At 71.9% G+C, this 21,240-nt stretch carries 18 protein-coding genes; 13 read left to right on the top strand and 5 right to left on the bottom strand.

Translation table 11 applies throughout. From position 1 onward, the window contains the following. Window positions 1-42 precede the first annotated feature (42 nt). A complete protein-coding gene (locus tag ACWCV3_RS18165; protein WP_451224653.1) occupies window positions 43-2,451 on the bottom strand; it encodes an MFS transporter in 2,409 nt (802 codons plus the stop codon). A gap of 155 nt (window positions 2,452-2,606) precedes the next feature. Continuing rightward, the gene (locus ACWCV3_RS18160) at window positions 2,607-3,050 is read right to left on the bottom strand and encodes an SRPBCC family protein (protein WP_451224650.1); all 444 of its coding nucleotides are present in this window, start codon (window positions 3,048-3,050) and stop codon (window positions 2,607-2,609) included. Window positions 3,051-3,183: 133 nt separating this feature from the next. Between ACWCV3_RS18160 and ACWCV3_RS18155 the strand changes: the two genes are divergently transcribed. The 3 genes from ACWCV3_RS18155 (at window position 3,184) to ACWCV3_RS18145 (ending at window position 6,521) form a co-directional block, all read left to right on the top strand. Then, on the top strand, window positions 3,184-4,230 hold the full coding sequence (locus tag ACWCV3_RS18155) for an Rv2578c family radical SAM protein (protein WP_451224647.1): 1,047 nt from the start codon (window positions 3,184-3,186) through the stop codon (window positions 4,228-4,230). A 142-nt stretch (window positions 4,231-4,372) separates the two neighbouring features. Beyond that, entirely contained in the window at window positions 4,373-5,929 is a 1,557-nt protein-coding gene (locus ACWCV3_RS18150) for an alpha/beta hydrolase (protein ID WP_451224644.1), read from the top strand. Between the two features lie 82 nt (window positions 5,930-6,011). Continuing rightward, window positions 6,012-6,521 (top strand): N-acetyltransferase family protein, encoded by a 510-nt coding sequence (locus ACWCV3_RS18145; RefSeq protein ID WP_451224641.1) that lies wholly within the window; start codon window positions 6,012-6,014, stop codon window positions 6,519-6,521. Here the strand turns inward: ACWCV3_RS18145 and ACWCV3_RS18140 are convergent. Then, window positions 6,491-7,087: an adenylosuccinate lyase gene (locus ACWCV3_RS18140; RefSeq protein WP_451224638.1), complete on the bottom strand. Its 597-nt coding sequence runs from the start codon at window positions 7,085-7,087 to the stop codon at window positions 6,491-6,493. The genes ACWCV3_RS18145 and ACWCV3_RS18140 overlap by 31 nt on opposite strands. Window positions 7,088-7,433: 346 nt before the next feature. Between ACWCV3_RS18140 and ACWCV3_RS18135 the strand changes: the two genes are divergently transcribed. The 9 genes from ACWCV3_RS18135 (at window position 7,434) to pssA (ending at window position 18,366) form a co-directional block, all read left to right on the top strand. Continuing rightward, window positions 7,434-9,239, top strand: a complete 1,806-nt coding sequence (locus ACWCV3_RS18135; protein WP_451224635.1) for a 3-hydroxyacyl-CoA dehydrogenase family protein — start codon at window positions 7,434-7,436, stop codon at window positions 9,237-9,239. Between the two features lie 148 nt (window positions 9,240-9,387). After that, window positions 9,388-10,197 carry a TetR family transcriptional regulator gene (locus tag ACWCV3_RS18130; protein WP_451224634.1) on the top strand — a complete coding sequence of 270 codons (810 nt, stop codon included), beginning with the start codon at window positions 9,388-9,390 and terminating at the stop codon, window positions 10,195-10,197. A 421-nt stretch (window positions 10,198-10,618) separates the two neighbouring features. Continuing rightward, the gene (gene ccrA / locus ACWCV3_RS18125) at window positions 10,619-11,959 is read left to right on the top strand and encodes a crotonyl-CoA carboxylase/reductase (protein ID WP_451224631.1); all 1,341 of its coding nucleotides are present in this window, start codon (window positions 10,619-10,621) and stop codon (window positions 11,957-11,959) included. A gap of 10 nt (window positions 11,960-11,969) precedes the next feature. After that, window positions 11,970-14,015, top strand: a complete 2,046-nt coding sequence (locus tag ACWCV3_RS18120; protein ID WP_451224628.1) for a protein meaA — start codon at window positions 11,970-11,972, stop codon at window positions 14,013-14,015. Beyond that, a complete protein-coding gene (locus tag ACWCV3_RS18115) occupies window positions 14,012-14,971 on the top strand; it encodes an HpcH/HpaI aldolase/citrate lyase family protein (RefSeq protein WP_451224626.1) in 960 nt (319 codons plus the stop codon). The genes ACWCV3_RS18120 and ACWCV3_RS18115 overlap by 4 nt, the downstream gene beginning before the upstream one ends. Before the next feature lie 2 nt (window positions 14,972-14,973). Continuing rightward, the gene (locus tag ACWCV3_RS18110) at window positions 14,974-15,486 is read left to right on the top strand and encodes a MaoC family dehydratase (RefSeq protein WP_451224891.1); all 513 of its coding nucleotides are present in this window, start codon (window positions 14,974-14,976) and stop codon (window positions 15,484-15,486) included. Between the two features lie 3 nt (window positions 15,487-15,489). Beyond that, on the top strand, window positions 15,490-16,695 hold the full coding sequence (locus tag ACWCV3_RS18105; protein WP_451224623.1) for an acyl-CoA dehydrogenase family protein: 1,206 nt from the start codon (window positions 15,490-15,492) through the stop codon (window positions 16,693-16,695). A gap of 170 nt (window positions 16,696-16,865) precedes the next feature. After that, window positions 16,866-17,525: a phosphatidylserine decarboxylase gene (locus ACWCV3_RS18100; RefSeq protein WP_451224888.1), complete on the top strand. Its 660-nt coding sequence runs from the start codon at window positions 16,866-16,868 to the stop codon at window positions 17,523-17,525. Further along, window positions 17,512-18,366, top strand: a complete 855-nt coding sequence (pssA, locus tag ACWCV3_RS18095) for a CDP-diacylglycerol--serine O-phosphatidyltransferase (RefSeq protein WP_451224620.1) — start codon at window positions 17,512-17,514, stop codon at window positions 18,364-18,366. Before ACWCV3_RS18100 ends, pssA begins: the two co-directional genes overlap by 14 nt. A 197-nt stretch (window positions 18,367-18,563) precedes the next feature. Here pssA and ACWCV3_RS18090 read toward each other — a convergent pair whose 3' ends face one another. Beyond that, complete coding sequence (locus ACWCV3_RS18090) at window positions 18,564-19,667, bottom strand: glycerate kinase (RefSeq protein WP_451224885.1); 1,104 nt, start codon at window positions 19,665-19,667, stop codon at window positions 18,564-18,566. Between the two features lie 122 nt (window positions 19,668-19,789). Here ACWCV3_RS18090 and ACWCV3_RS18085 point away from each other — a divergent pair, with 122 nt between their 5' ends. Then, entirely contained in the window at window positions 19,790-20,284 is a 495-nt protein-coding gene (locus ACWCV3_RS18085) for an NUDIX domain-containing protein (protein ID WP_451224617.1), read from the top strand. A gap of 438 nt (window positions 20,285-20,722) precedes the next feature. Here ACWCV3_RS18085 and ACWCV3_RS18080 read toward each other — a convergent pair whose 3' ends face one another. Continuing rightward, window positions 20,723-21,232, bottom strand: coding sequence for a methylated-DNA--[protein]-cysteine S-methyltransferase (locus ACWCV3_RS18080; protein ID WP_451224614.1), 510 nt, complete (start codon window positions 21,230-21,232; stop codon window positions 20,723-20,725). Window positions 21,233-21,240: the final 8 nt, after the last annotated feature.

The raw sequence follows: 21,240 nt of genomic DNA, 5'->3' as shown, positions 1-21,240 counted from the left end.
TTCCGTCCCGGGGACACTCGCCGGTCCGGGAGGGCCCTGTCCTCAGTCCTCGTGCCCCAGCTGCAGGTCACGCTCGGTGCGGCCGCCGCCCGCGACCTGGAGGACCGTGGCGACCGGCGGGTAACCGGCCGCGATGACGGTGTACTCGCCGGAGGAGAGGTCGACGAAGCGGAAGGTGCCGTCGGGCCCCGTGGTGAGGGTGTCCACCACGTTCCCGGCGGCGTCGAGCAGGGTCACCCGGGCGTCCTCGACGGCGCGCCCTCCCCCGGCCCGGACGGTGCCCTTCAGCACCGCGCCGCCCGCGAGTTCGACGTCCTGCCGGGTCTCGCGGGACGCCTGGACGGTGACGGGGAGGGCGGCCGGACGGAAGGCGGGGGCGCTGGCGGCGAGGGTGTACTCCCCCGCGACCAGCTCGCCGATGACGTACCCGCCCTCACGGCCGCTGCGGGTGGCGGCGACCACCTCGCCGTGCACGTTGGTGAGCGTGACGGTGGCGTCGCGTACGGGGCTGCCGTCGGCGGTGAGCACGGAGCCCGCGAGGCGGCCGGCGCCGCCGAGGACCACGTCCAGCTCGACGGGGCGTTCGCCGACGGTGACGGACACGGCCTGCGGCTGGTGTCCGCCGGCCGCGGCGATGAGCACGTAGGAGCCGGCGCCGGGGGTGGCCAGCGCGTAGCGGCCGTCGTCACCGCTGGCGCCCCGGCCGATCTGCACCCCGCCGACGTCGATGAGGGTGAGCGCGGCACGGGGCACCACGGTGCCGTCCGGGTGCTGGACCGTGCCGCAGACCGCGATCCCGGCCGTGTGCTGCGCGCGGATCTGGGGCGGTACGGGGATGCCCGGCACGGTGTCCGGGTCGGTGGCGGTGGGGGCGTGCTGGGACACCAGGGGTTTCTCCTTGAGGAAGAAGGCGATGATCAGGCCGAGGACGAGCACCGGGACCAGGTACAGGAAGATCCGCGGCATCGCGTCGGCGTAGGCGTGGATGTAGGCGTCCCGCAGCGCCGGGGGCAGCGCGTGCACGAGCTGCGGGGTGATCGCCTCGGGGTCGGGCAGCGCGGCCGAGGCGTCCGGCGGGAGGTCCTCGCGCAGCGCGTCGCCGAGCCGGTCGGCGAAGAGGGTGCCGAAGATGGCGGCGCCGACGCTGCCGCCGATCTGCCGGAAGTAGTTGTTGGCGCTGGTGGCGGTGCCGAGGTCGGCGGGGCGTACGGAGTTCTGCACCGCGAGCACCAGCACGGGCATGACCAGGCCGATGCCGGTGCCGAGGACGCCCATCCAGACGCTGTACGACAGCCGGGGGGTGTCGGTCTCCAGCCGGGACAGCAGCCACATGCCGAGCGCGGCGAGCGCGGCACCGATCACCGGGTAGACCTTGTAGCGGCCGGTGCGGCTGATGAGCTGGCCGCCCACGACCGAGGCACCCACGATGCCCGCCATCATGGGCAGCATCAGCAGGCCGGACTCGGTGGCGCTCGCGCCGTCGACCATCTGGAGGAATGTCGGCAGATAGCTGGCCGCGCCGAACAGGGCGACCCCGATGACCAGTCCGACCAGGCCGGCGACGTTGAAGACCGAGTCCCGGAACAGTCTTGGCGGGATGAGGGGTTCGGCGGCGAACCGCTCCGCCACGACGAACAGGATCACCGCGGCGAGCGCGCCCGCGCCGAGGCCGATGATCTCCCTGGAGTCCCAGGCGTACTCGGTCCCGCCCCAACTGGTCAGCAGGACCAGGCACGTCGAGGCGGCGGCGAGCAGCAGCGCACCGGGCACGTCGAGCCGGGCGCGCTTCCTCGGCCGGGGCAGCTTCAGCACGGCGGCGACCACGGCGAGGGTGACCAGGCCGAAGGGGACGTTGATGTAGAAGCACCAGCGCCAGGAGAGATGATCGGTGAAGTAGCCGCCGAGCAGCGGTCCGGCCACGGAGGCGAGACCGAAGGCGGCGCCGATCAGGCCCATGTAGCGGCCGCGCTGCCGGGGCGGCACGATGTCGGCGATGATCGCCTGGACACCGATCATCAGGCCGCCCGCGCCGATGCCCTGCACCGCGCGGAAGGCGATCATCTGGTCCATGCTCTGCGCGCGACCGGCGAGCGCGGAGCCGATCACGAAGACCAGGATGGCGAACTGGAAGACGCCCTTGCGGCCGAAGAGATCACCGAGCTTGCCGTAGAGCGGAAGACCGATGGTGGAGGTCAGCAGGTAGGCGGTGATCGCCCAGGACATCCTGTCCAGGCCGTGCAGCTCGCCGACGATCTTCGGCAGCGCGGTGGCCACGATCATCTGGTCCAGCGCGGCCAGCAGGAGCGCGAGCATCAGGCCGACGAAGACCAACCGCACCTGGCGGGCGCCGAGTTCGGGTTCCGCTGCGGGCGGTGGGTCCAGATGTCCCACCGGAGCCGGCGGCACCTCCCCGGTGACCGGCTCCTCGCTCACCAGCGTCGTTCCGCCCACGTACCGCTCCCCTCGCTCACACCTGTCGCACATCCCGCGTTACGCGACAACTGCGAACACATACGGCGAGTTACGGCATGAATCCGGTCTCGGCGGAGATCACTCGAACCGGTGAGAGGGGCGACGCCCCCCGCACCGGCCGGTGTCTGCGGGGATCAGCTCTCGACCTGGGCGGCGAGCCGGTCGAGCACCGAGTCGTAGATGCGGCCGAGGCCCTTGGGGGCGAAGGTGCGCTCGAAGAAGCCTCCGATGCCGCCGGCGCCCTTCCAGGTGGTGGTGGCCACGACACGGGAGCGGCCCTCGCCGGCGGGGGTGACGCGCCAGGTGGTGACCATGGTGGAGTTCCGGTCCTTCTCGACCAGCTCGCCGGGGGCCGGCTCGGTGACCTCCATCAGGCAGTCGCGCACGCGCTTGCTGGTGGCCTGGAGCTTCCAGTGGACGAGGGTGCCCGCCCCGTCGCCGCCCTCGCGGACCTCGTACTCGCTGAAGTGCTCGGGGAGCAGCTTCGGGCGGGTGGTCCGGTAGTCGGTCAGCGCGTCGAACACCCTGTCGGCGTTCGCCGCGACGACTCGTTCCGTAGTGGCCTCGACCTGCGCCATCGCTCTCCTCCACGACCTGATCTACAGCGTTTCGGATCAGCCAACCACCCCGGCACCCCGGCTCCAAATCCGGGTTCGCCCGATCATGGGAACAGATGTTCTATTGTGGGGGCGGAGCTACCGAGGAGGCGTCATGCGCTGGGAGAACCTGACCGACGAGTCCGGTGGTCACGGCCGGACCCCCGACGGCGCGCTGTTCGGCGCGGGCGCCGTGGTCACCCGTACCTTCGACACGCCCGAGTTCGCGGGAATCACCTTCCACGAGGTGCGGGCGCGTTCGATCCTGAACCGGGTGCCGGGCGCGTCCCGGATGCCGTTCGAGTGGACGGTGAACCCCTATCGGGGCTGCTCGCACGCCTGTGTCTACTGCTTCGCCCGCAAGACGCACAGCTATCTCGACCTGGACACGGGCCTCGGCTTCGACTCGCAGATCGTGGTCAAGGTCAACGCACCCGAGGTGCTGCGCCGCCAGCTGGCCTCGCCGCGCTGGGGCGGGGAGCACGTGGCGATGGGCACCAACGTGGACTGCTACCAGCGCGCGGAGGGCCGGTACCGGCTGATGCCGGGCATCATCGACGCCCTCGCCGAGCGGGCCAACCCCTTCTCCGTCCTCACCAAGGGCACCCTGATCCTGCGCGACCTCGACCGGCTGGTGCGCGCGGCCGAGGTCACCGACGTCGGCATCTCGGTCTCCGTGGGCTTCACCGATCCCGCGCTGTGGCGCTCGGTGGAACCGGGCACACCGGCACCCGAGCGGCGGCTGGACGTGGTGCGCACGCTCGGACGGCACGGGATCGGCTGCGCGGTGCTGATGGCCCCGGTGATCCCCTTCCTCAGCGACCGGCCCGCCCAGCTGCGCGACACCGTCCGCGCCATCGCCGAGTCCGGGGCCACCTCGGTGACCCCGCTGGTGCTGCACCTGCGGCCCGGCGCGCGGGAGTGGTTCATGCGCTGGCTGGGCGAGCACCATCCGCACCTGGTGGCGCGTTACCAGCGGCTGTACGCGGGCGGCTCCTACGCCCCCACCTGGTACCAGCGCCGGGTCACCCGCCAGGTGCACGAGCTGGCGCGGGAGTACGGCATCGGCCCGACCCGCGCGGGCGCCACCCGGCGCATCGGCCCGGCCCGGCACGAGGAGCGGCCGGCGGCGCGGGAGCCGACGCAGCTCACCCTCATGTGAGCGCGTCGGAGGGCATCCGGCGACCCGTTCGGGTCAAGCACGGGGCGGGCTGGCTGGAGGGGGCGGGGATTGCGGGGACGATGCCGCGAGGACCGCGGCCCCCGGGGTCCTCGCCATCCTCCGTCCCGTGGAGTTGCCACGCATGAGAACACGCGCAGCCGTGCTGAGCGCGACGGCCGTCCTCCTGGCGGCCTCGGCCACCGCCCTGCCCGTCCAGGCCGCCCCCGCCGCGCCGGCCCTGACCTGGAAGGACTGCGGCACCGGCGACTACCCGACCCTCCAGTGCGCCTCCCTGAAGGTCCCGCTGGACCACGCGCGGCCGGCCGGGCGGCAGATCTCGCTCGCCCTGTCCCGCGTCCCGCACACCGCCAGGACCTCCCAGGGCCCTCTGCTGGTCAACCCCGGCGGCCCCGGCGGCAGCGGGCTCGGCCTCGCCGGGTACATCGCCTCCGCGCTGCCCGCGAAGGTGGCCGCGCAGTACGACGTCATCGGCTTCGACCCGCGCGGTGTCGGCAGGAGCACGCCGGCACTGAACTGCTCCCCGGACCACTTCGAGCCGGTACGCCCGGACACCGTCCCGGCCACGCCCGAACTGGAGCGGCGGAACCTGGACCGGGCGCGGTCCTTCGCCGCCGCCTGCGGCAAGGCGCACGCGGACGTGCTGCCGTACATCGACACCGTCTCCGCCGCCCGCGACCTGGACTCGGTCCGCGCGGCCCTGGGCGCCGACCGCCTCAGCTACTTCGGCTACTCCTACGGCACCTATCTGGGCGCCGTCTACGCCAAGCTCTTCCCGGCGCGGGTGCACCGCCTGGTGCTGGACTCGATCGTGAACCCGACCGGTGTCTGGTACGAGGACAACCTCACCCAGGACCACGCCTTCGACGCCCGCCACAAGGCCCTGATGGCGTGGATCGCCCGGCACGACGAGGCGTACGGACTGGGCACCGACCCCGCGCGGATCGAGGCCGACTGGTACGCGCTGCGGGCCGCGCTGGCGAAGGACCCCGCGGACGGCAAGGTGGGCGCCGCCGAGCTGGAGGACACCTACATGCCGGGCGCCTACTACGACGGCTACTGGCCCTACCTCGCCGAGGCACTGGCCTCCTGGGTGCACGACAAGGACACCGGGCCACTGGAGCAGGCGTACGAGAACTTCGCCGCCGTCGACGCGGGCGGGGACAACGACTACAGCGTCTACACGGCCGTCCAGTGCCGGGACGCCCCCTGGCCGCGCGACTGGCGCCGCTGGTCGCGGGACACCTGGGCGGCCCACCGCAAGTCGCCCTTCATGACCTGGAACAACGCCTGGTACAACGCGCCCTGCGCGTTCTGGCCCACGCCCCCGCGCGAGCCGGTCGGCATCGCCAACGGCCAGCTCCCCCCGGCCCTGCTCTTCCAGGCGACGAACGACGCGGCGACCCCGTACTCGGGCGGCCTGACGACCCACCGTCTGCTGGCCCGCTCCAGCCTGGTCGTCGAGCAGGGCGGTGGCAACCACGGCGTCACCCTCACCGGGAACTCCTGCCTGGACGACCACCTCAGCGCCTATCTCACCGACGGCACGGTTCCCCGCGGCCGCGGCGAGGTGGACGCGGTCTGCGACAGGTCCCCCGCCCCTGAACCGCTGGACGCCAGGACGGCCCCCGCCACCTCGAAGGGCACCACCCTCCACGGCCTCCTCGGCTTCCGCCCCTGACCCCCACCGGTGCCCGCCCCTTCCGGCGGGCACCGGGAAAACCCGGGGACGCCGGACGTCGCTCCTCCGTACGCTCCCCGCCGTGGACACCCTTACCATCCGCCGGATGGCCCTCTCCGACTGCGACCGCGTGGCGGAGATCCGCGTGACGGGCTGGCGGCACGCCTACCGGGGTCTGATGCCCCAGGCCGACCTGGACGAGCTGAGCGTCGCGGCGGACGCCGAGCGCCACCGCGCCCACCTCACGCGCCCCGACGACCCCACCACCCACCTGGTCGCCGAACGCGCGGGCCAGGTCGTCGGCTGGGCGGCGGTGGGACCGTACCGGGACGGCGAAACCCGCACGCCGGACGCCGAGTTGTACGCCCTCTACGCCGACCCCGCCCACCTCGGCACCGGTGTCGGCCGGGCTCTCCTCGCCGAGGCCCTCGCCCGCAGCGTCGCCCACCCGCGCATGCTGCTCTGGGTCCTGCGGGACAACACCCGTGCCCGCCGCTTCTACGAACGGGCGGGCTTTCGGCCGGACGGCACCGAGGACGGCACGCCCGTTCCCGAGGTGCGCTACGTCAGGTCTCGACTCCGCCGCCGCTGAGGCGGGATGAGTCCCAGCGCGGTCACCGCGGCCTCCGCGAGGGCCGGGTGGGCGAGCGCCTCCGTGAGCACGCGTTTGGCCCGGGGGTCGGCCAGGGCACCGAGGCCCTGCACGCAGGCGAGGGCCACCCGGCGGTAGGGGTCGTGGGGGCGGAGGCGGCGTTCGAGGGTGGTGATGAGGGCCGGGACCGACTCGGGGGCGCGCAACCGGACGAGCAGGCGCACCGGCTGGAGGGCGTAGGCGACGCGGAGCTCGTTGGTGGCGAGCGCCGCCGCCGCCCGCGCGGTCCGCGGGTCCCCCAGCATGGCCAGCGCCTCGGCCGCCGCCGCGCACCGGGGCGGATCGCGGTGGTTGAGGAGCAGCACCAAGGACTCGAAGGCCCTCCGGTCCCCGGCGGCTCCCAGCCTGTAGGCGGCCAACTCCCGGGCCCACAGCGGCTGGCCGGGCGCGGTGAGGACGTCGGCCAGCTCGTCGTGATCCCCGGTGCCCACCAGCCTCTCGTAGGCGGCTCCGCCCCGCGACTCCTGCCGTAAGCGTTCCGTGAGCACTCGCAACTCTTCGTCCACACACCCAGCGTAGGGGCGTGATGACGGTGAAGGGAGGTACATCACAAAGCGAGTTGGCGCCCGGCACTGGCGCGCTCGTTACTCACTGGTTAAGCTCAGACGAGCGAGTTACCCACTCGCGCTTCGGCTGGCGACGGTCTGGTGACGCAACCGTCGAGAGCACGACCCGGCTCCGGGACAGGGCCGGTCGGCAATCTGGACCGTCCTGGGCGCGTGCGCGCCCGTCACGACGGCACCGGGCGTGTGCGCTTCGCAGCCCGGCAACACCCGCATCCCCGCGCCCCGGCACGCGTCCTCGCGCGTGCGGCGCGTTCCTCGTCGTCACCACTCTTCCTGGAGTTCCGCGATGGCCACTCCCCTGTCCCACACCCCTCCCTCCCCGCTGCGGACGATCGCCGTGGTCGGCCTCGGCACCATGGGCACCGGTCTCACCGAGGTCCTCGCGCGGGCCGGCCGCGACGTGGTCGGCATCGACGTCGACCCGGCCCAGGCCGCCACCTGCGTACAGGCGCTGGAGCGGTCCACCGCCCGCGCCGTGGAGCGCGGGCGGCTCACCGAGCCCGAGCGCGCCGCCCTGCTGGGCCGGGTCACCACCGCCACGGACCTCGCCGCGGCCGCCGACGCCGACCTCGTGATCGAGGTGGCTCCGGAGTCGTACGAGATCAAGCAGCAGATCTTCGCCGAACTGGACCGCGTGGTGCGGCCGGAGGCGATCCTGGCCACCGGCACCAACGCGCTGTCCGTCACCCGGCTCGCCGCCGGCTCGGAACGCCCCGAGCGCGTCCTCGGCCTGCACTTCTTCAACCCGGTGCAGGCGATGAAGCTGGTGGAGGTCGTCTCCTCGGTACTGACCGCGCCGCAGGCCGTCACCGCCGTCACCGACCTCGCCGTCGAGCTGGGCAAGGAGCCGGTCGCGGTGGGCGACCGCCCCGGATTCGTCGCGGACGGGCTGCTGTTCGGCTACCTGAACCAGGCCGCCGCGATGTACGAGGCGCGCTACGCCTCCCGCGAGGACATCGACGCCGCGATGCGGCTTGGCTGCGGTCTTCCGATGGGCCCGCTCGCCCTTCTCGACCTGATCGGCGTGGACACCGCCCGCCGGGTCCTGGAGGCGATGTACGCCGAGTCCCGCGACCGGCTGCACGCCCCGGCGCCGATCCTGAAGCAGCTCAGCCAGGCGGGCCTGACCGGCCGCAAGGCGGGCCGCGGCTTCTACACATACGCGGCTCCGGGCAGCGCCGAGACCGTCCCGGACGCCCTCACCCCGGCGCCCGGCGACACGGCGGCGGCGGGCCGTGCGGTGCGCTCGGTGGGCGTCGCCGGCTCCGGCACGATGGCGTCGGGCATCGCCGAGGTGTTCGCCAAGGCCGGGTTCGAGGTGGTCCTGGCCGCGCGCAGCGAGGAGAAGGCGCAGGCCGCCAAGGCGCGGGTCGGCAAGTCGCTGGACCGCTCGGTCGCCAGGGGCCGGCTGACCGCCGAGTCGGCGGCCGGGATGCTGGAGCGAATCACCCCGGCGGGCGGCTACGAGGCGTTCGCGGACGTGGACCTGGCCGTGGAGGCCGTCGCGGAGGACCTGGAGGTCAAGCGGCAGCTCTTCCAGGCGCTGGACAAGGTCTGCAAGCCGGGCGCGGTCCTGGCCACCACCACGTCCTCGCTGCCCGTCGTCGCCTGCGCCCGCGCCACCTCGCGCCCGCAGGACGTGATCGGCATGCACTTCTTCAACCCGGCCCCGGCGATGAAGCTGGTGGAGGTGGTGCGCACGGTGCTCACCGCCGACGACACCCACGCCACGGTCCGAGAGGTCTGCGCCCGGCTCGGCAAGCACCCGGTGGACTGCGGCGACCGCGCCGGCTTCATCGTGAACGCGCTGCTGTTCCCGTACCTGAACAACGCGATCAAGATGGTCGAGGAGCACTACGCGACCCTGGACGACATCGACGCGGCGATGCGGCTGGGCGGCGGCTACCCGATGGGGCCGTTCGAGCTGCTGGACGTGGTCGGTCTCGACGTCTCGCTGGCCATCGAGAAGGTGCTGCACCGCGAGTTCCGCGACCCGGGTCTCGCTCCGGCGCCGCTGCTGGAGCACCTGGTGGCGGCGGGCTGCCTGGGCCGCAAGACCGGCCGGGGCTTCCGCGAGTATGCCCGCCGCTGACGGCGGCGGTCTCCGGGACGGACCGGAGTGGGGCGGCCTGCTCGAACCGGGCGGCCTCACCCCGCCCGGCCGGACCCCGGGCCACCCCGGGGACGAGGGCCTCCCGGCGCCCGCGCGGGGCACGGCGTCCATGCAGTACGTTCGGGTCATGTCCCAGCCCGTCAGGTCCTCACGTACATCCGCAGCCTCCGACGCACCGGAGAGCGCCGCGGGCGGCCGCGCCGCCGCCCAGCGACTGAAGATGCGCCGGGAACTGGCGGCGGCCGCGATGGAACTCTTCGCGTCCAAGGGGTACGAGGCGACCACGGTGGACGAGATCGCGGCGGCGGCCGGGGTCGCCCGGCGCACGTTCTTCCGCCACTTCCGCTCCAAGGAAGAGGCGATCTTCCCCGATCACGACGACACCCTGATCCGGGCCGAGGCGGTGCTCAACGCGGCCCCGGCGCACGAGCATCCGCTCGACACCGTGTGCCGCGGGATCAAGGAGGTCATGAGGATGTACGCGGCCCAGCCGGAGATCTCGGTGGCCCGTTACCGGCTGACCCGCGAGGTGCCGACGCTGCGCGAGGCGGAGATCGCCTCGGTGGCCCGCTACGAGCGGCTGTTCACCCGCTACCTGCTGGGCCATTTCGACGAGCGGGCGCACGCGGACGACGCCAACGACGATCCGCTGCTGGCCGAGGTCGCCGCGTCCGCCGTGGTCACCGCCCACAACCACGTGCTGCGGCGCTGGCTGCGGGCGGACGGCCAGGGCGACGTGGAGGCGCAGCTCGACCACGCCTTCGCCATCGTGCGCCGGACCTTCGGCACCGGCATCGGAGCCGGCCGGGGCACGGCCTCCGCGCCCGCTCCGGCGACGGTCTCCGCGCAGGGCGAGGTGCTGGTGACGGTCGCCCGCACCGACGCCCCCCTGGACGAGGTCATGCGGACCATCGAGCAGGCACTCAAGGAGCGCTGAGCACGCTCCCTTCCGCTGTGACGACGGCCACCCCCCGGGGTGGCCGTTTTGCCATGTCCGGGCCCGTTTTCCGGTGCCGCCGAGAGCCCGTTCGATCGATCATCGCTCATTTGTTACGTAAAGATTTCATGTGAGAGCAATTTCTGGCACTCAGTGCCTTGCCGCCTGACACGCGGTGTCATACGTTGAGAGTGTCCGGACGGCCGGCGCGCAGCGAGATCCCGCGAGCCGGCTGTCCCCGCAAGCCACCCGGCTCGCGCGTCCGGACGCCTGCGTCACAGGCAACCTCCCGCGCCACAAAGCGCCGCCGAAGCACCCGCCGCCAACCGACGGCACCCCCTCGCACCCCCGAGCGCACTTCCCGCACCGACGAAACCCCAGCGCCCCTCCCTCAAGGGCGCTCACCGCCGGAGGCAATACCGTGACCGTGAAGGACATCCTCGCCGCGATCCAGTCGGACGCCACGTCCGCCGACTTCGCCGCCATCCCGCTGCCCGAGTCGTACCGCGCGATCACCGTGCACAAGGACGAGACGGAGATGTTCGCGGGCCTCGAGACCCGCGACAAGGACCCCCGCAAGTCCACCCACCTCGACGAGGTGCCGCTGCCCGAGCTGGGCCCGGGCGAGGCCCTGGTGGCCGTCATGGCCTCCTCGGTGAACTACAACTCGGTGTGGACCTCGATCTTCGAGCCGCTGTCCACCTTCGGGTTCCTGGAGCGCTACGGCCGCACCAACGAGCTGGCCAAGCGGCACGACCTGCCATACCACATCATCGGCTCCGACCTGGCGGGCGTCGTCCTGCGCACCGGCCCCGGGGTGAACGCCTGGAAGCCGGGCGACGAGGTCGTCGCGCACTGCCTCTCCGTCGAGATGGAGTCCTCCGACGGCCACAACGACACGATGCTCGACCCCGAGCAGCGCATCTGGGGCTTCGAGACGAACTTCGGCGGACTTGCGGAGATAGCCCTCGTCAAGTCCAACCAGCTCATGCCGAAGCCCGGCCACCTGAGCTGGGAGGAGGCCGCCGCCCCCGGTCTGGTCAACTCCACCGCCTACCGCCAGCTCGTCTCCCGCAACGGCGCCGGGATGAAGCAGGGCGACAACGTGCTGATCTGGGGCGCGAGCGGCGGACTCGGTTCGTACGCCACCCAGTTCGCCCTGGCCGGCGGCGCCAACCCGATCTGTGTCGTCTCCAGCGACCAGAAGGCCGACATCTGCCGCTCGATGGGCGCCGAGGCGATCATCGACCGCAACGCCGAGGGCTACAAGTTCTGGAAGGACGAGCGGACCCAGGATCCCAGGGAGTGGAAGCGCTTCGGCAAGCGCATCCGCGAGCTGACCGGCGGCGAGGACATCGACATCGTCTTCGAGCACCCCGGCCGCGAGACCTTCGGCGCCAGTGTCTTCGTCACCCGCAAGGGCGGCACCATCACCACCTGCGCCTCGACCTCGGGCTACATGCACGAGTACGACAACCGCTACCTGTGGATGTCGCTCAAGCGCATCATCGGCTCCCACTTCGCCAACTACCGCGAGGCGTGGGAGGCCAACCGCCTGATCGCCAAGGGCAAGATCCACCCCACCCTGTCCAAGGTGTACTCCCTGGAGGACACCGGCCAGGCCGCGTACGACGTGCACCGCAACCTCCACCAGGGCAAGGTCGGCGTGCTGTGCCTGGCCCCCGAGGAGGGTCTCGGTGTACGCGACCCCGAGCTGCGCGCCGAGCACATCGACGCGATCAACCGCTTCCGGAACGTCTGAGGAGCGAAACGTGACAGAGCGTCAGGCGCCCGAGGCGCGCCAGAAGGACCGTCCGTGGCTCATGCGGACCTACGCCGGGCACTCGACGGCCGAGGCGTCCAACGAGCTGTACCGGCGCAATCTCGCCAAGGGCCAGACCGGTCTGTCGGTGGCGTTCGACCTGCCCACCCAGACCGGCTACGACGCCGACCACATCCTCGCCCGCGGCGAGGTCGGCCGGGTCGGCGTGCCCGTCTCGCATCTGGGTGACATGCGCAGGCTGTTCCAGGACATCCCCCTGGACCAGATGAACACCTCGATGACGATCAACGCCACCGCCATGTGGCTCCTGGCGCTCTACCAGGTCGTCGCCGAGGAGCAGGGTGTGGACATCACCCGGCTCCAGGGCACGACCCAGAACGACATCGTCAAGGAGTACCTCTCGCGCGGGACGCACGTCTTCCCGCCGGGGCCCTCGCTCCGGCTGACGACGGACATGATCGCGTACACGGTGTCCCACATCCCGAAGTGGAACCCGATCAACATCTGCAGCTACCACCTCCAGGAGGCCGGCGCCACGCCGGTCCAGGAGATCGCGTACGCCATGTCCACCGCCATCGCGGTGCTGGACGCGGTGCGCGACTCGGGCCAGGTGCCCGAGGAGCGCATGGGTGACGTGGTCGCCCGCATCTCCTTCTTCGTCAACGCGGGCGTCCGCTTCGTCGAGGAGATGTGCAAGATGCGGGCGTTCGGCCGCATCTGGGACCAGGTCACCCGCGAGCGGTACGGCATCGAGAACCCCAAGCAGCGCCGGTTCCGCTACGGCGTCCAGGTCAACTCGCTCGGCCTGACCGAGGCGCAGCCGGAGAACAACGTCCAGCGGATCGTGCTGGAGATGCTGGCCGTCACCCTCTCCAAGGACGCACGCGCGCGTGCCGTGCAGCTGCCCGCCTGGAACGAGGCGCTGGGCCTGCCCCGGCCCTGGGACCAGCAGTGGTCGCTGCGCATCCAGCAGGTGCTGGCCCACGAGAGCGACCTGCTGGAGTACGAGGACATCTTCGCCGGCTCGCACGTCATCGAGGAGAAGGTGTCCGCCCTGGTGGACGACTCCTTCGCCGAGATGGCCCGGATCGAGGAGATGGGCGGCGCGATGGCCGCCGTCGAGTCCGGCTACCTCAAGGCCCAGCTGGTCGCCTCGCACGCCGAGCGGCGGGCGCGGATCGAGTCGGGCGACGAGAAGATCATCGGCGTCAACATCTTCGAGACCACCGAGCCGAACCCGCTCACCGCGGACCTGGACACCGCCATCCAGACGGTCGACCCGGCCGTGGAGAACCGGGTGATCGAGGCCCTGGGCACCTGGCGGGACACCCGCTACCAGCCGCCCTTCAACCACCCGCGCCCCTGCAAGGCGCTGGAGAGGCTGAAGGAGGCCGCCAAGGGCACCGCCAACCTCATGGAGGCAACCCTGGAGTGCGCCCGTGCCGGGGTCACGACCGGCGAGTGGGCGGGGGCGCTGCGCGAGGTGTTCGGCGAGTACCGGGCGCCCACCGGTGTCTCCTCCGCCCCGGTGGCGGTGCCCGCCGAGGCCGGCTCCGCGATGGCCGGGGTGCGGGCACGGGTCGACGCCACCGCGCGCGACCTGGGCGTGGGCAAGCTGCGCTTCCTGGTGGGCAAGCCGGGCCTGGACGGGCACTCCAACGGCGCCGAGCAGATCGCCGTACGCGCCCGTGACGCCGGGTTCGAGGTGGTCTACCAGGGCATCCGGCTGACCCCGGAGCAGATCGTGGACGCCGCCCTCGCGGAGGACGTGCACGCGGTGGGCCTGTCCATCCTGTCCGGGTCGCACGCCCAGCTGGTGCCGGACGTGCTGGACCGGCTGCGCGAGGCCGGGGCGCACGACATACCGGTGATCGCGGGCGGGATCATCCCGGGTGCCGACGCCGAACAGCTGAAGTCCGCGGGCGTGGCCGCCGTGTTCACCCCGAAGGACTTCGACATCACCGGAATCATCGGCCGTATCGTCGACGAGATCCGCACAGCGAACAAGCTCGACCCCCTGGAGGTCCCCGCATGACCGTCAACCGTCTGCGTCCGCGCCGCTCCTGTCTGGCGGTGCCGGGGAGCAATCCGCGGTTCCTGGAGAAGGCGCAGGGCCTCCCGGCCGACCAGGTCTTCCTCGACCTGGAGGACGCGTGCGCGCCGCTCGCCAAGCCGGAGGCGCGGCACACCATCGTCAAGTTCCTCAACGAGGGCGACTGGACGGGCAAGACGCGGGTCGTGCGGGTCAACGACTGGACGACCGAGTGGACGTACCGCGACGTCGTGACCGTGGTCGAGGGCGCCGGCCCCAACCTCGACTGCATCATGCTGCCCAAGGTGCAGAACGCCCAGCAGGTGGTCGCCCTGGACCTGCTGCTGACGCAGATCGAGAAGACGATGGGCTTCGAGGTCGGCCGCATCGGCATCGAGGCCCAGATCGAGAACGCGCAGGGTCTCAACAACGTCAACGAGATCGCGCAGGCCAGTCCCCGCATCGAGACGATCATCTTCGGTCCCGCCGACTTCATGGCGTCGATCAACATGAAGTCGCTCGTCGTGGGTGAGCAGCCGCCCGGCTACCCGGCGGACGCCTACCACTACATCCTGATGAAGATCCTGATGGCGGCCCGCGCCAACGACCTCCAGGCGATCGACGGCCCCTACCTCCAGATCCGCAACGTCGACGGCTTCCGCGAGGTCGCCGGCCGCGCCGCGGCTCTCGGCTTCGACGGCAAGTGGGTGCTGCACCCCGGCCAGGTGGACGCCGCCAACGAGGTCTTCTCCCCCTCGCAGGAGGACTACGACCACGCCGAGCTGATCCTGGACGCCTACGAGTACTGCACCTCCGAGGCGGGCGGCAAGAAGGGCTCGGCGATGCTGGGCGACGAGATGATCGACGAGGCCAGCCGCAAGATGGCCCTGGTCATCGCGGGCAAGGGCCGCGCGGCCGGGATGCGGCGGACCTCCAAGTTCGAGATTCCGGAGGCGTGAGCATGCAGTTCGGGCGCACCTACGAGGAGTTCGAGGTCGGGGCCGTCTACAAGCACTGGCCCGGCAAGACGGTGACCGAGTACGACGACCACCTCTTCTGCCTCCTCACCATGAACCACCACCCGCTCCACATGGACGCCAACTACGCCGAGAGCACCACCGACTTCGGCAAGAACGTGGTGGTCGGCAACTACGTCTACTCACTGCTGCTCGGCATGTCGGTGCCGGACGTGTCCGGCAAGGCGATCGCCAACCTGGAGATCGAGTCGCTCAGGCACGTGGCGCCGACCTTCCACGGCGACACGATCTACGGCGAGACGACCGTGCTCGACAAGTGGCCGTCGAAGTCGAAGAACGACCGCGGGATCGTGCACGTGGAGACCAAGGGCTACAAGCAGGACGGCACCCTGGTGTGCGTCTTCCGCCGCAAGGTCATGGTGCCGACCGAGACGTACATCAAGGAGCGCGGCGGCGAGCAGCCGGGCCGCCCGGAACTCAAGCAGCAGGAGAAGTAGGCCATGGCCCGACTCGCCCAGACCGCCGGTCTGACGGACATCCAGCAGGAGATCCTCTCCACCGTCCGCGACTTCGTGGACAAGGAGATCATCCCGGTCGCCACGGAGCTGGAGCACCGCGACGAGTACCCGCAAGCGATCGTGGACGGCCTCAGGGAGCTGGGGCTGTTCGGTCTGATGATCCCCGAGGAGTACGGGGGCCTGGGCGAGTCGCTGCTCACCTACGCGCTGTGCGTGGAGGAGATCGCCCGCGGCTGGATGTCGGTCTCCGGCATCATCAACACGCACTTCATCGTGGCGTACATGCTCAAGCAGCACGGCACGCAGGAGCAGAAGGACCACTTCCTGCCGCGCATGGCGGCGGGCGACATCCGGGGCGCGTTCTCGATGTCGGAGCCGGCGCTGGGCTCCGACGTGTCGGCCATCACGTCCAAGGCGGTGAAGGACGGCGACGAGTACGTCCTCAACGGCCAGAAGATGTGGCTGACGAACGGCGGGACGTCCTCGCTGGTGGCCGTTCTGGTCCGGAGTGACGAAGGACACCCCGAGGGCACCGCGCCGCACAGGTCCATGACGACCTTCCTGGTGGAGAAGGAGCCCGGCTTCGGCGAGGTCCGCCCCGGTCTCACCATCCCCGGCAAGATCGACAAGATGGGGTACAAGGGCGTCGACACCACCGAGCTGATCATGGACGGCCTGCGCGTTCCGGCCGACCGGGTGCTCGGCGGCGTCACCGGCCGGGGCTTCTACCAGATGATGGACGGCGTCGAGGTCGGCCGCGTCAACGTGGCGGCGCGCGGCTGCGGTGTCGCGCAGCGCGCCTTCGAACTGGGCGTCCGGTACGCCCAGCAGCGGCACACCTTCGGCAAGCAGATCGCCCAGCACCAGGCGATCCAGTTCAAGCTGGCCGAAATGGCCACCAAAGTCGAGGCCGCCCATGCGATGATGGTGAACGCCGCACGCAAAAAGGACTCCGGGGAGCGAAACGACCTGGAGGCCGGAATGGCCAAGTACCTGGCCTCCGAGTACTGCAAGGAGGTCGTCGAGGACGCCTTCCGCATCCACGGCGGCTACGGCTTCTCCAAGGAGTACGAGATCGAGCGCCTGTACCGCGAGGCGCCCATGCTGCTGATCGGTGAGGGTACCGCCGAGATCCAGAAAATGATCATCGGTCGCCGCCTGCTCGAAGAGTATCGATTCCAGGGCTGATTGTCCGGAGACGGGGTGTTATCGCCGAGAAGAAGATCACACCCCGTCGACGGTCTTCGGCCGCCGACTCGGCTTCTTGGCTTGCCCAGTTGCGGGCCACGCCCGGTACGATCCCCGGAAAGCCGCCGTCCCCCGTCAGTGCGCGGCATCATCCGCTACGAAGGTCATCCATGCCCCACAGCCAAACCTCTGCACCCAGCGACAGCCGAGCCGGCGGCGTACGCCTCGCGCGCGGAGCATCGCCGTGGCTCCTCCCGACCGTCGCCACCGCGGCCCTCAGCCTGGCACGGGCCCGCCGCTCGGGCGCCGCCAAGGCCGTCGCCGTGCCCGCCACCGCTCTCGCGGCGGGCATGCTGTGGTTCTTCCGCGACCCGGAGCGCGAGATCACCGCGGGCCGTGTCATCTCGCCCGCCGACGGCGTGGTGCAGAGCATCATGCCGTGGAAGGACGGCCGCACCCGGGTCGCCATCTTCATGAGCCCGCTCAACGTCCACGTCAACCGCGCGCCGCTGGCCGGCACCGTGACGTCGGTCGAGCACATCCCCGGCGGCTTTGTTCCGGCTTTCAACAAGGAGAGCGAGAACAACGAGCGCGTAGTCTGGCATTTCGACACCGAACTCGGCGACATCGAGATGATCCAGATCGCGGGTGCTGTGGCCCGCCGCATCGTGCCGTACATCCCTGAGGGCACGAAGGTCGAGCAGGGCGACCGCATCGGTCTGATCCGCTTCGGCTCGCGTGTCGATCTCTACCTGCCCGAGGGCGTGGAGGTCGACGTCGAGGTCGGTCAGAAGACCGTGGCTGGGGTGACTCGCATTGACCGTGATTGATCCAGAGACACAGGCGGGCTGGGTGCCCGAGGCAGACGAGGCGGGCGACGAGGAGGAGATGCCCCTCTCCATGCGCCTGTCGATAGCGGACACGCTCACGCTCGGCAACGCGACCTGCGGCTTCATGGCGGTGTACTTCACCACCACCGGCATCCTCATCCCGCACCTCACCGGCAGTCAGGAATCCGGCATGGCCCGCCACAGCGCGGCCACGGCGGTCATCCTGATGCTCTGCGCGGCGGTGTTCGACCTGTTCGACGGGCTGGTGGCGCGCAAGCTGCGCTCCTCCCCGATGGGCGCGGAGCTGGACAACCTCTCCGACCTCATCAGCTTCGGCCTGGCCCCGGCGTACTTCGTCCTGGTCTACGGCATGGTCGCGGACGACGCGCACCAGCGGGTGGCGGCACTCGGGGCGATCGTGGTGCTGCTCGCCGTCGTGCTCCGGCTCGCGCGGTTCTCCTGCGTGACGCTGAAGGACGGCATGTTCCAGGGCATGCCCTCGCCGTTCGGCGCGCTGACGGTCGTCTCCATCGTGCTGCTGGAGCTGCCGTTCCCGGCGACCCTGCTGGCCATCGTGGGTATCGCCTGGCTGATGGTGAGCCGGGTCGAGTACCCGAAGCCGCGCGGCCGCCTCGCCGGCGCGATGCTCGGCTGGATCGTCCTCTCCATGGGCCTGCTGGCCGCCTGGGCCTTCGACGCCCCGGGCGGACAGCTCCTCCTCCAGACGGGCTGCGCGCTCCAGCTCGTCATGGGCGCGGTCATCCCGCTGTTCGCCACGGCCCGCCGGGTGAACAACTTCCGCGACAACCGCCGGGAGGCGCGGACGGCGCAGCTGCCGTAACCCGCGATCGCTCTGCTTCGGGGCCCCGGACCTTCCTGGTCCGGGGCCCCTTTGCGCTGCCCTCGGGGGTCGGGGCGGGGGCCGCTCGGGGAGACGGCGTCCGGCCCGGGGCGTCGGCGCGCCGCGGTTCGGCGATGCGCGGCTCCGCTCGGCGGTGCCCGCTGCCGCTTCCTCGCCGCCCGGTCCCCGGGCCCGTGTCAGCCGCGGCGCAGATGCCTCTCGGCGATGCGGGCCGCCAGGTCTTCCAGCAGGGGGCCCGCCTGGGCCATGCAGGTGGCCGGGTCGGGTTCCAGGGCCGTGAGGGGGTAGGCGGCCGTGATGCCGGCGCGCTGGAGGGTCTCGGGGGGCAGGGTCAGCCGGCCGCACACCGCGATGACCTCCTTGCCCGCGGCGCGGGCGGCCGCGGCCACGCCGGCCGGGGCCTTGCCGCGGAGGGTCTGCTCGTCCAGCGCGCCCTCACCTGTGATGACCAGGTCGGCGCGGTCCAGGGCATCGGCGAAGCCGAGGACGTCCAGCACGACCTCGATCCCGGCGCGGAAGCGGGCGCCGAGGAGGAGGGCCGCGTAGCCGACGCCGCCCGCCGCGCCCGCGCCGGGACGGGACGCGAGGTCGGGGGCCAGGACGGCCGCGAGGCGGGTGAGGGCGGCGTCGAGGAGGGTCACCTCGGCCGGGGAGGCACCCTTCTGGGGACCGTAGACGGCAGCGGCGCCGTGCGGCCCGGTGAGGGGGTTGTCGACGTCCCCGGCCAGGATCAGGTCGACCGAGGCGAGGCGGGGGTCGAGTCCCGTCAGATCGGCCTCGCCGAGGTCCAGGAGTCCGCCGCCGCCCGGGCCGACCGGCTCCCCCCGCTCGTCAAGGAAGCGCGCGCCGAGCGCCGTGAGCATTCCGGCCCCGCCGTCCGTCGTGGCGCTGCCCCCGACACCCAGGACGACGGTACGGGCGCCCGAGTCCAGCGCGGCCCGCAGCAGCTCGCCGGAACCGTGGGTGGAGGCGGTCAGCGGGGCGAAGGTCCCGGCCGGGAGGCGGCGCAGTCCGCTCGCCTCCGCCATCTCCACCACCGCCGTGTCGCCGCGTACCGCGAAGGCGGCGGTCACCGGGCGCCCGAGGGGACCGGCTACCTCCGTCTCCCGCCGCTCGAACCCGGCCGCGACGGCCGCGTCCACGGTCCCGTCCCCGCCGTCGGCCACGGGCAGCGTCTCCACCGCGACGCCGGGCACGGCCCTCCGCAGCCCGGCCGCCACGTGTGCGGCCACCTCCGCCGCCGTCAGCGACCCCTTGAACTTGTCCGGGGCGACGAGCACCCCGCGACCCGCACCGTCCCTCACCACGCGTCCCCTCACCGCTCGCTCCGCCGTCCCCCTGCGGGTCGGCGCGGCGTCCACCCTAGGGGCCGTCGTGCAACGCCCTTGGCTACCCTGCGTGGATGACCACCTCTGACGGCTTCGCCACCTACATCGCGGGCCTGCCGCGCGTCCTGTCCGCCGCGGCGACCCTGTTCCGGGACGCGGAGGGCCGGGTCCTGCTGGTCGAGCCGAACTACCGGCCGGGGTGGGGCCTGCCGGGCGGCACGATCGAGTCGGACGACGGTGAGACGCCCCGCCTGGGCGCCCGCCGCGAGACGCTGGAGGAGATCGGCCTGGACCGCGCGCCGGGCCGCCTGCTGGCCGTGGACTGGGTACCGGTCCCCGGCCACATGCCGCTGGTCGCCTACCTCTACGACGGCGGCATCCTCACCGAGGCCGACCTCAAGGCCATCCGCCTCCAGGAGGAGGAACTCCTCTCCTGGCGTCTCGTCCCCCGCACCGACCTTCCCGAACACCTCCCCCCGCCCCTGGGCCGCCGGGTCCTCGCCGCCCTGGACGTGCTGGAGGACGGAGACGGCCCGGCGGAACTGGAGAACGGGCACCGGGCGGTCTGACGGCGCCCGGCCCCTCCCCCGCGGACGGCGACCGCCGCTGGATCGCGGCGGTGTCCGCCGTGCCCGTCGTCCTGCTGACCCTGGTCTCCGCCTGCCTCTGCTGGACCGCGCTGACCATCCGGCCGTCCGGGGCCTGGGACGACGACGCGTACGCGGGGATCGTGCCGGCGTGTGCGACGAGTGTGGGGGGCGTCGGGGGTGGCCGCGGTGGTGTGGGCGCTGCCGTCGGTGCGGCGGGTGCCGAGGTGGGGGTGGGTGGTGCCGGCGCTGGTGCTGGGGGTGGTCGCGGGGGTGCGGGGGGGGTGCGGGGGGGGCGTCGGGGGGGGCGTCGGGGGTGAGGGGTGTACCCGCCGCTCGGGCGGGGCGGGACCGGCCCGGGGGCCTCTCGTCCGGATCATTCCGGGCTCGCGAGGTCCGGTCTGACCCGAACGAAAGACCCTAGAACAGCACCCCCTCCTCGGCCCCCTCCGAGCCGCGCTCGAAGGCCAGCAGGCGCCGTTTGCGGTCCAGGCCACCGCCGTAACCCGTGAGGCTGCCGTCGGAGCCGACCACGCGGTGGCAGGGGACGATGATGCCAACCGGGTTGCGGCCGTTGGCGAGGCCGACCGCGCGGGAGGCGCCGGGGGTGCCGAGGGCCAGGGCGAGCTGGCCGTAGCTCCGGGTCTCTCCGTAGGGGATCTCGGTGAGCGCGTCCCAGACCCGGCGCTGGAACGGGGTGCCGTGCAGGCCGAGCCGGACGGTGAACCGCTGGTTCTCACCGGCGAAGTAGGCCGCCAACTGCTCCTGGGTCTCGCCGAAGACGCGCACGCTGTCATCGCGCGCGCCGAAGGTCTCCTCGGCCGGGCGGTGCCGCTGGCCGGTCATGTACAGGCCGCACAGGGCGCCGTCGGCGTCCGCGACGAGGGTCAGCGGTCCGTAGGGGCTGTCGGTCACGGTGTGGTGTCGCACGGAAGGTC

The organism is Streptomyces sp. NPDC001781, assembly GCF_053596035.1.
Note: the sequence above shows the minus strand (reverse complement) of the source record. Positions and strands in the feature narration are given on the sequence as shown.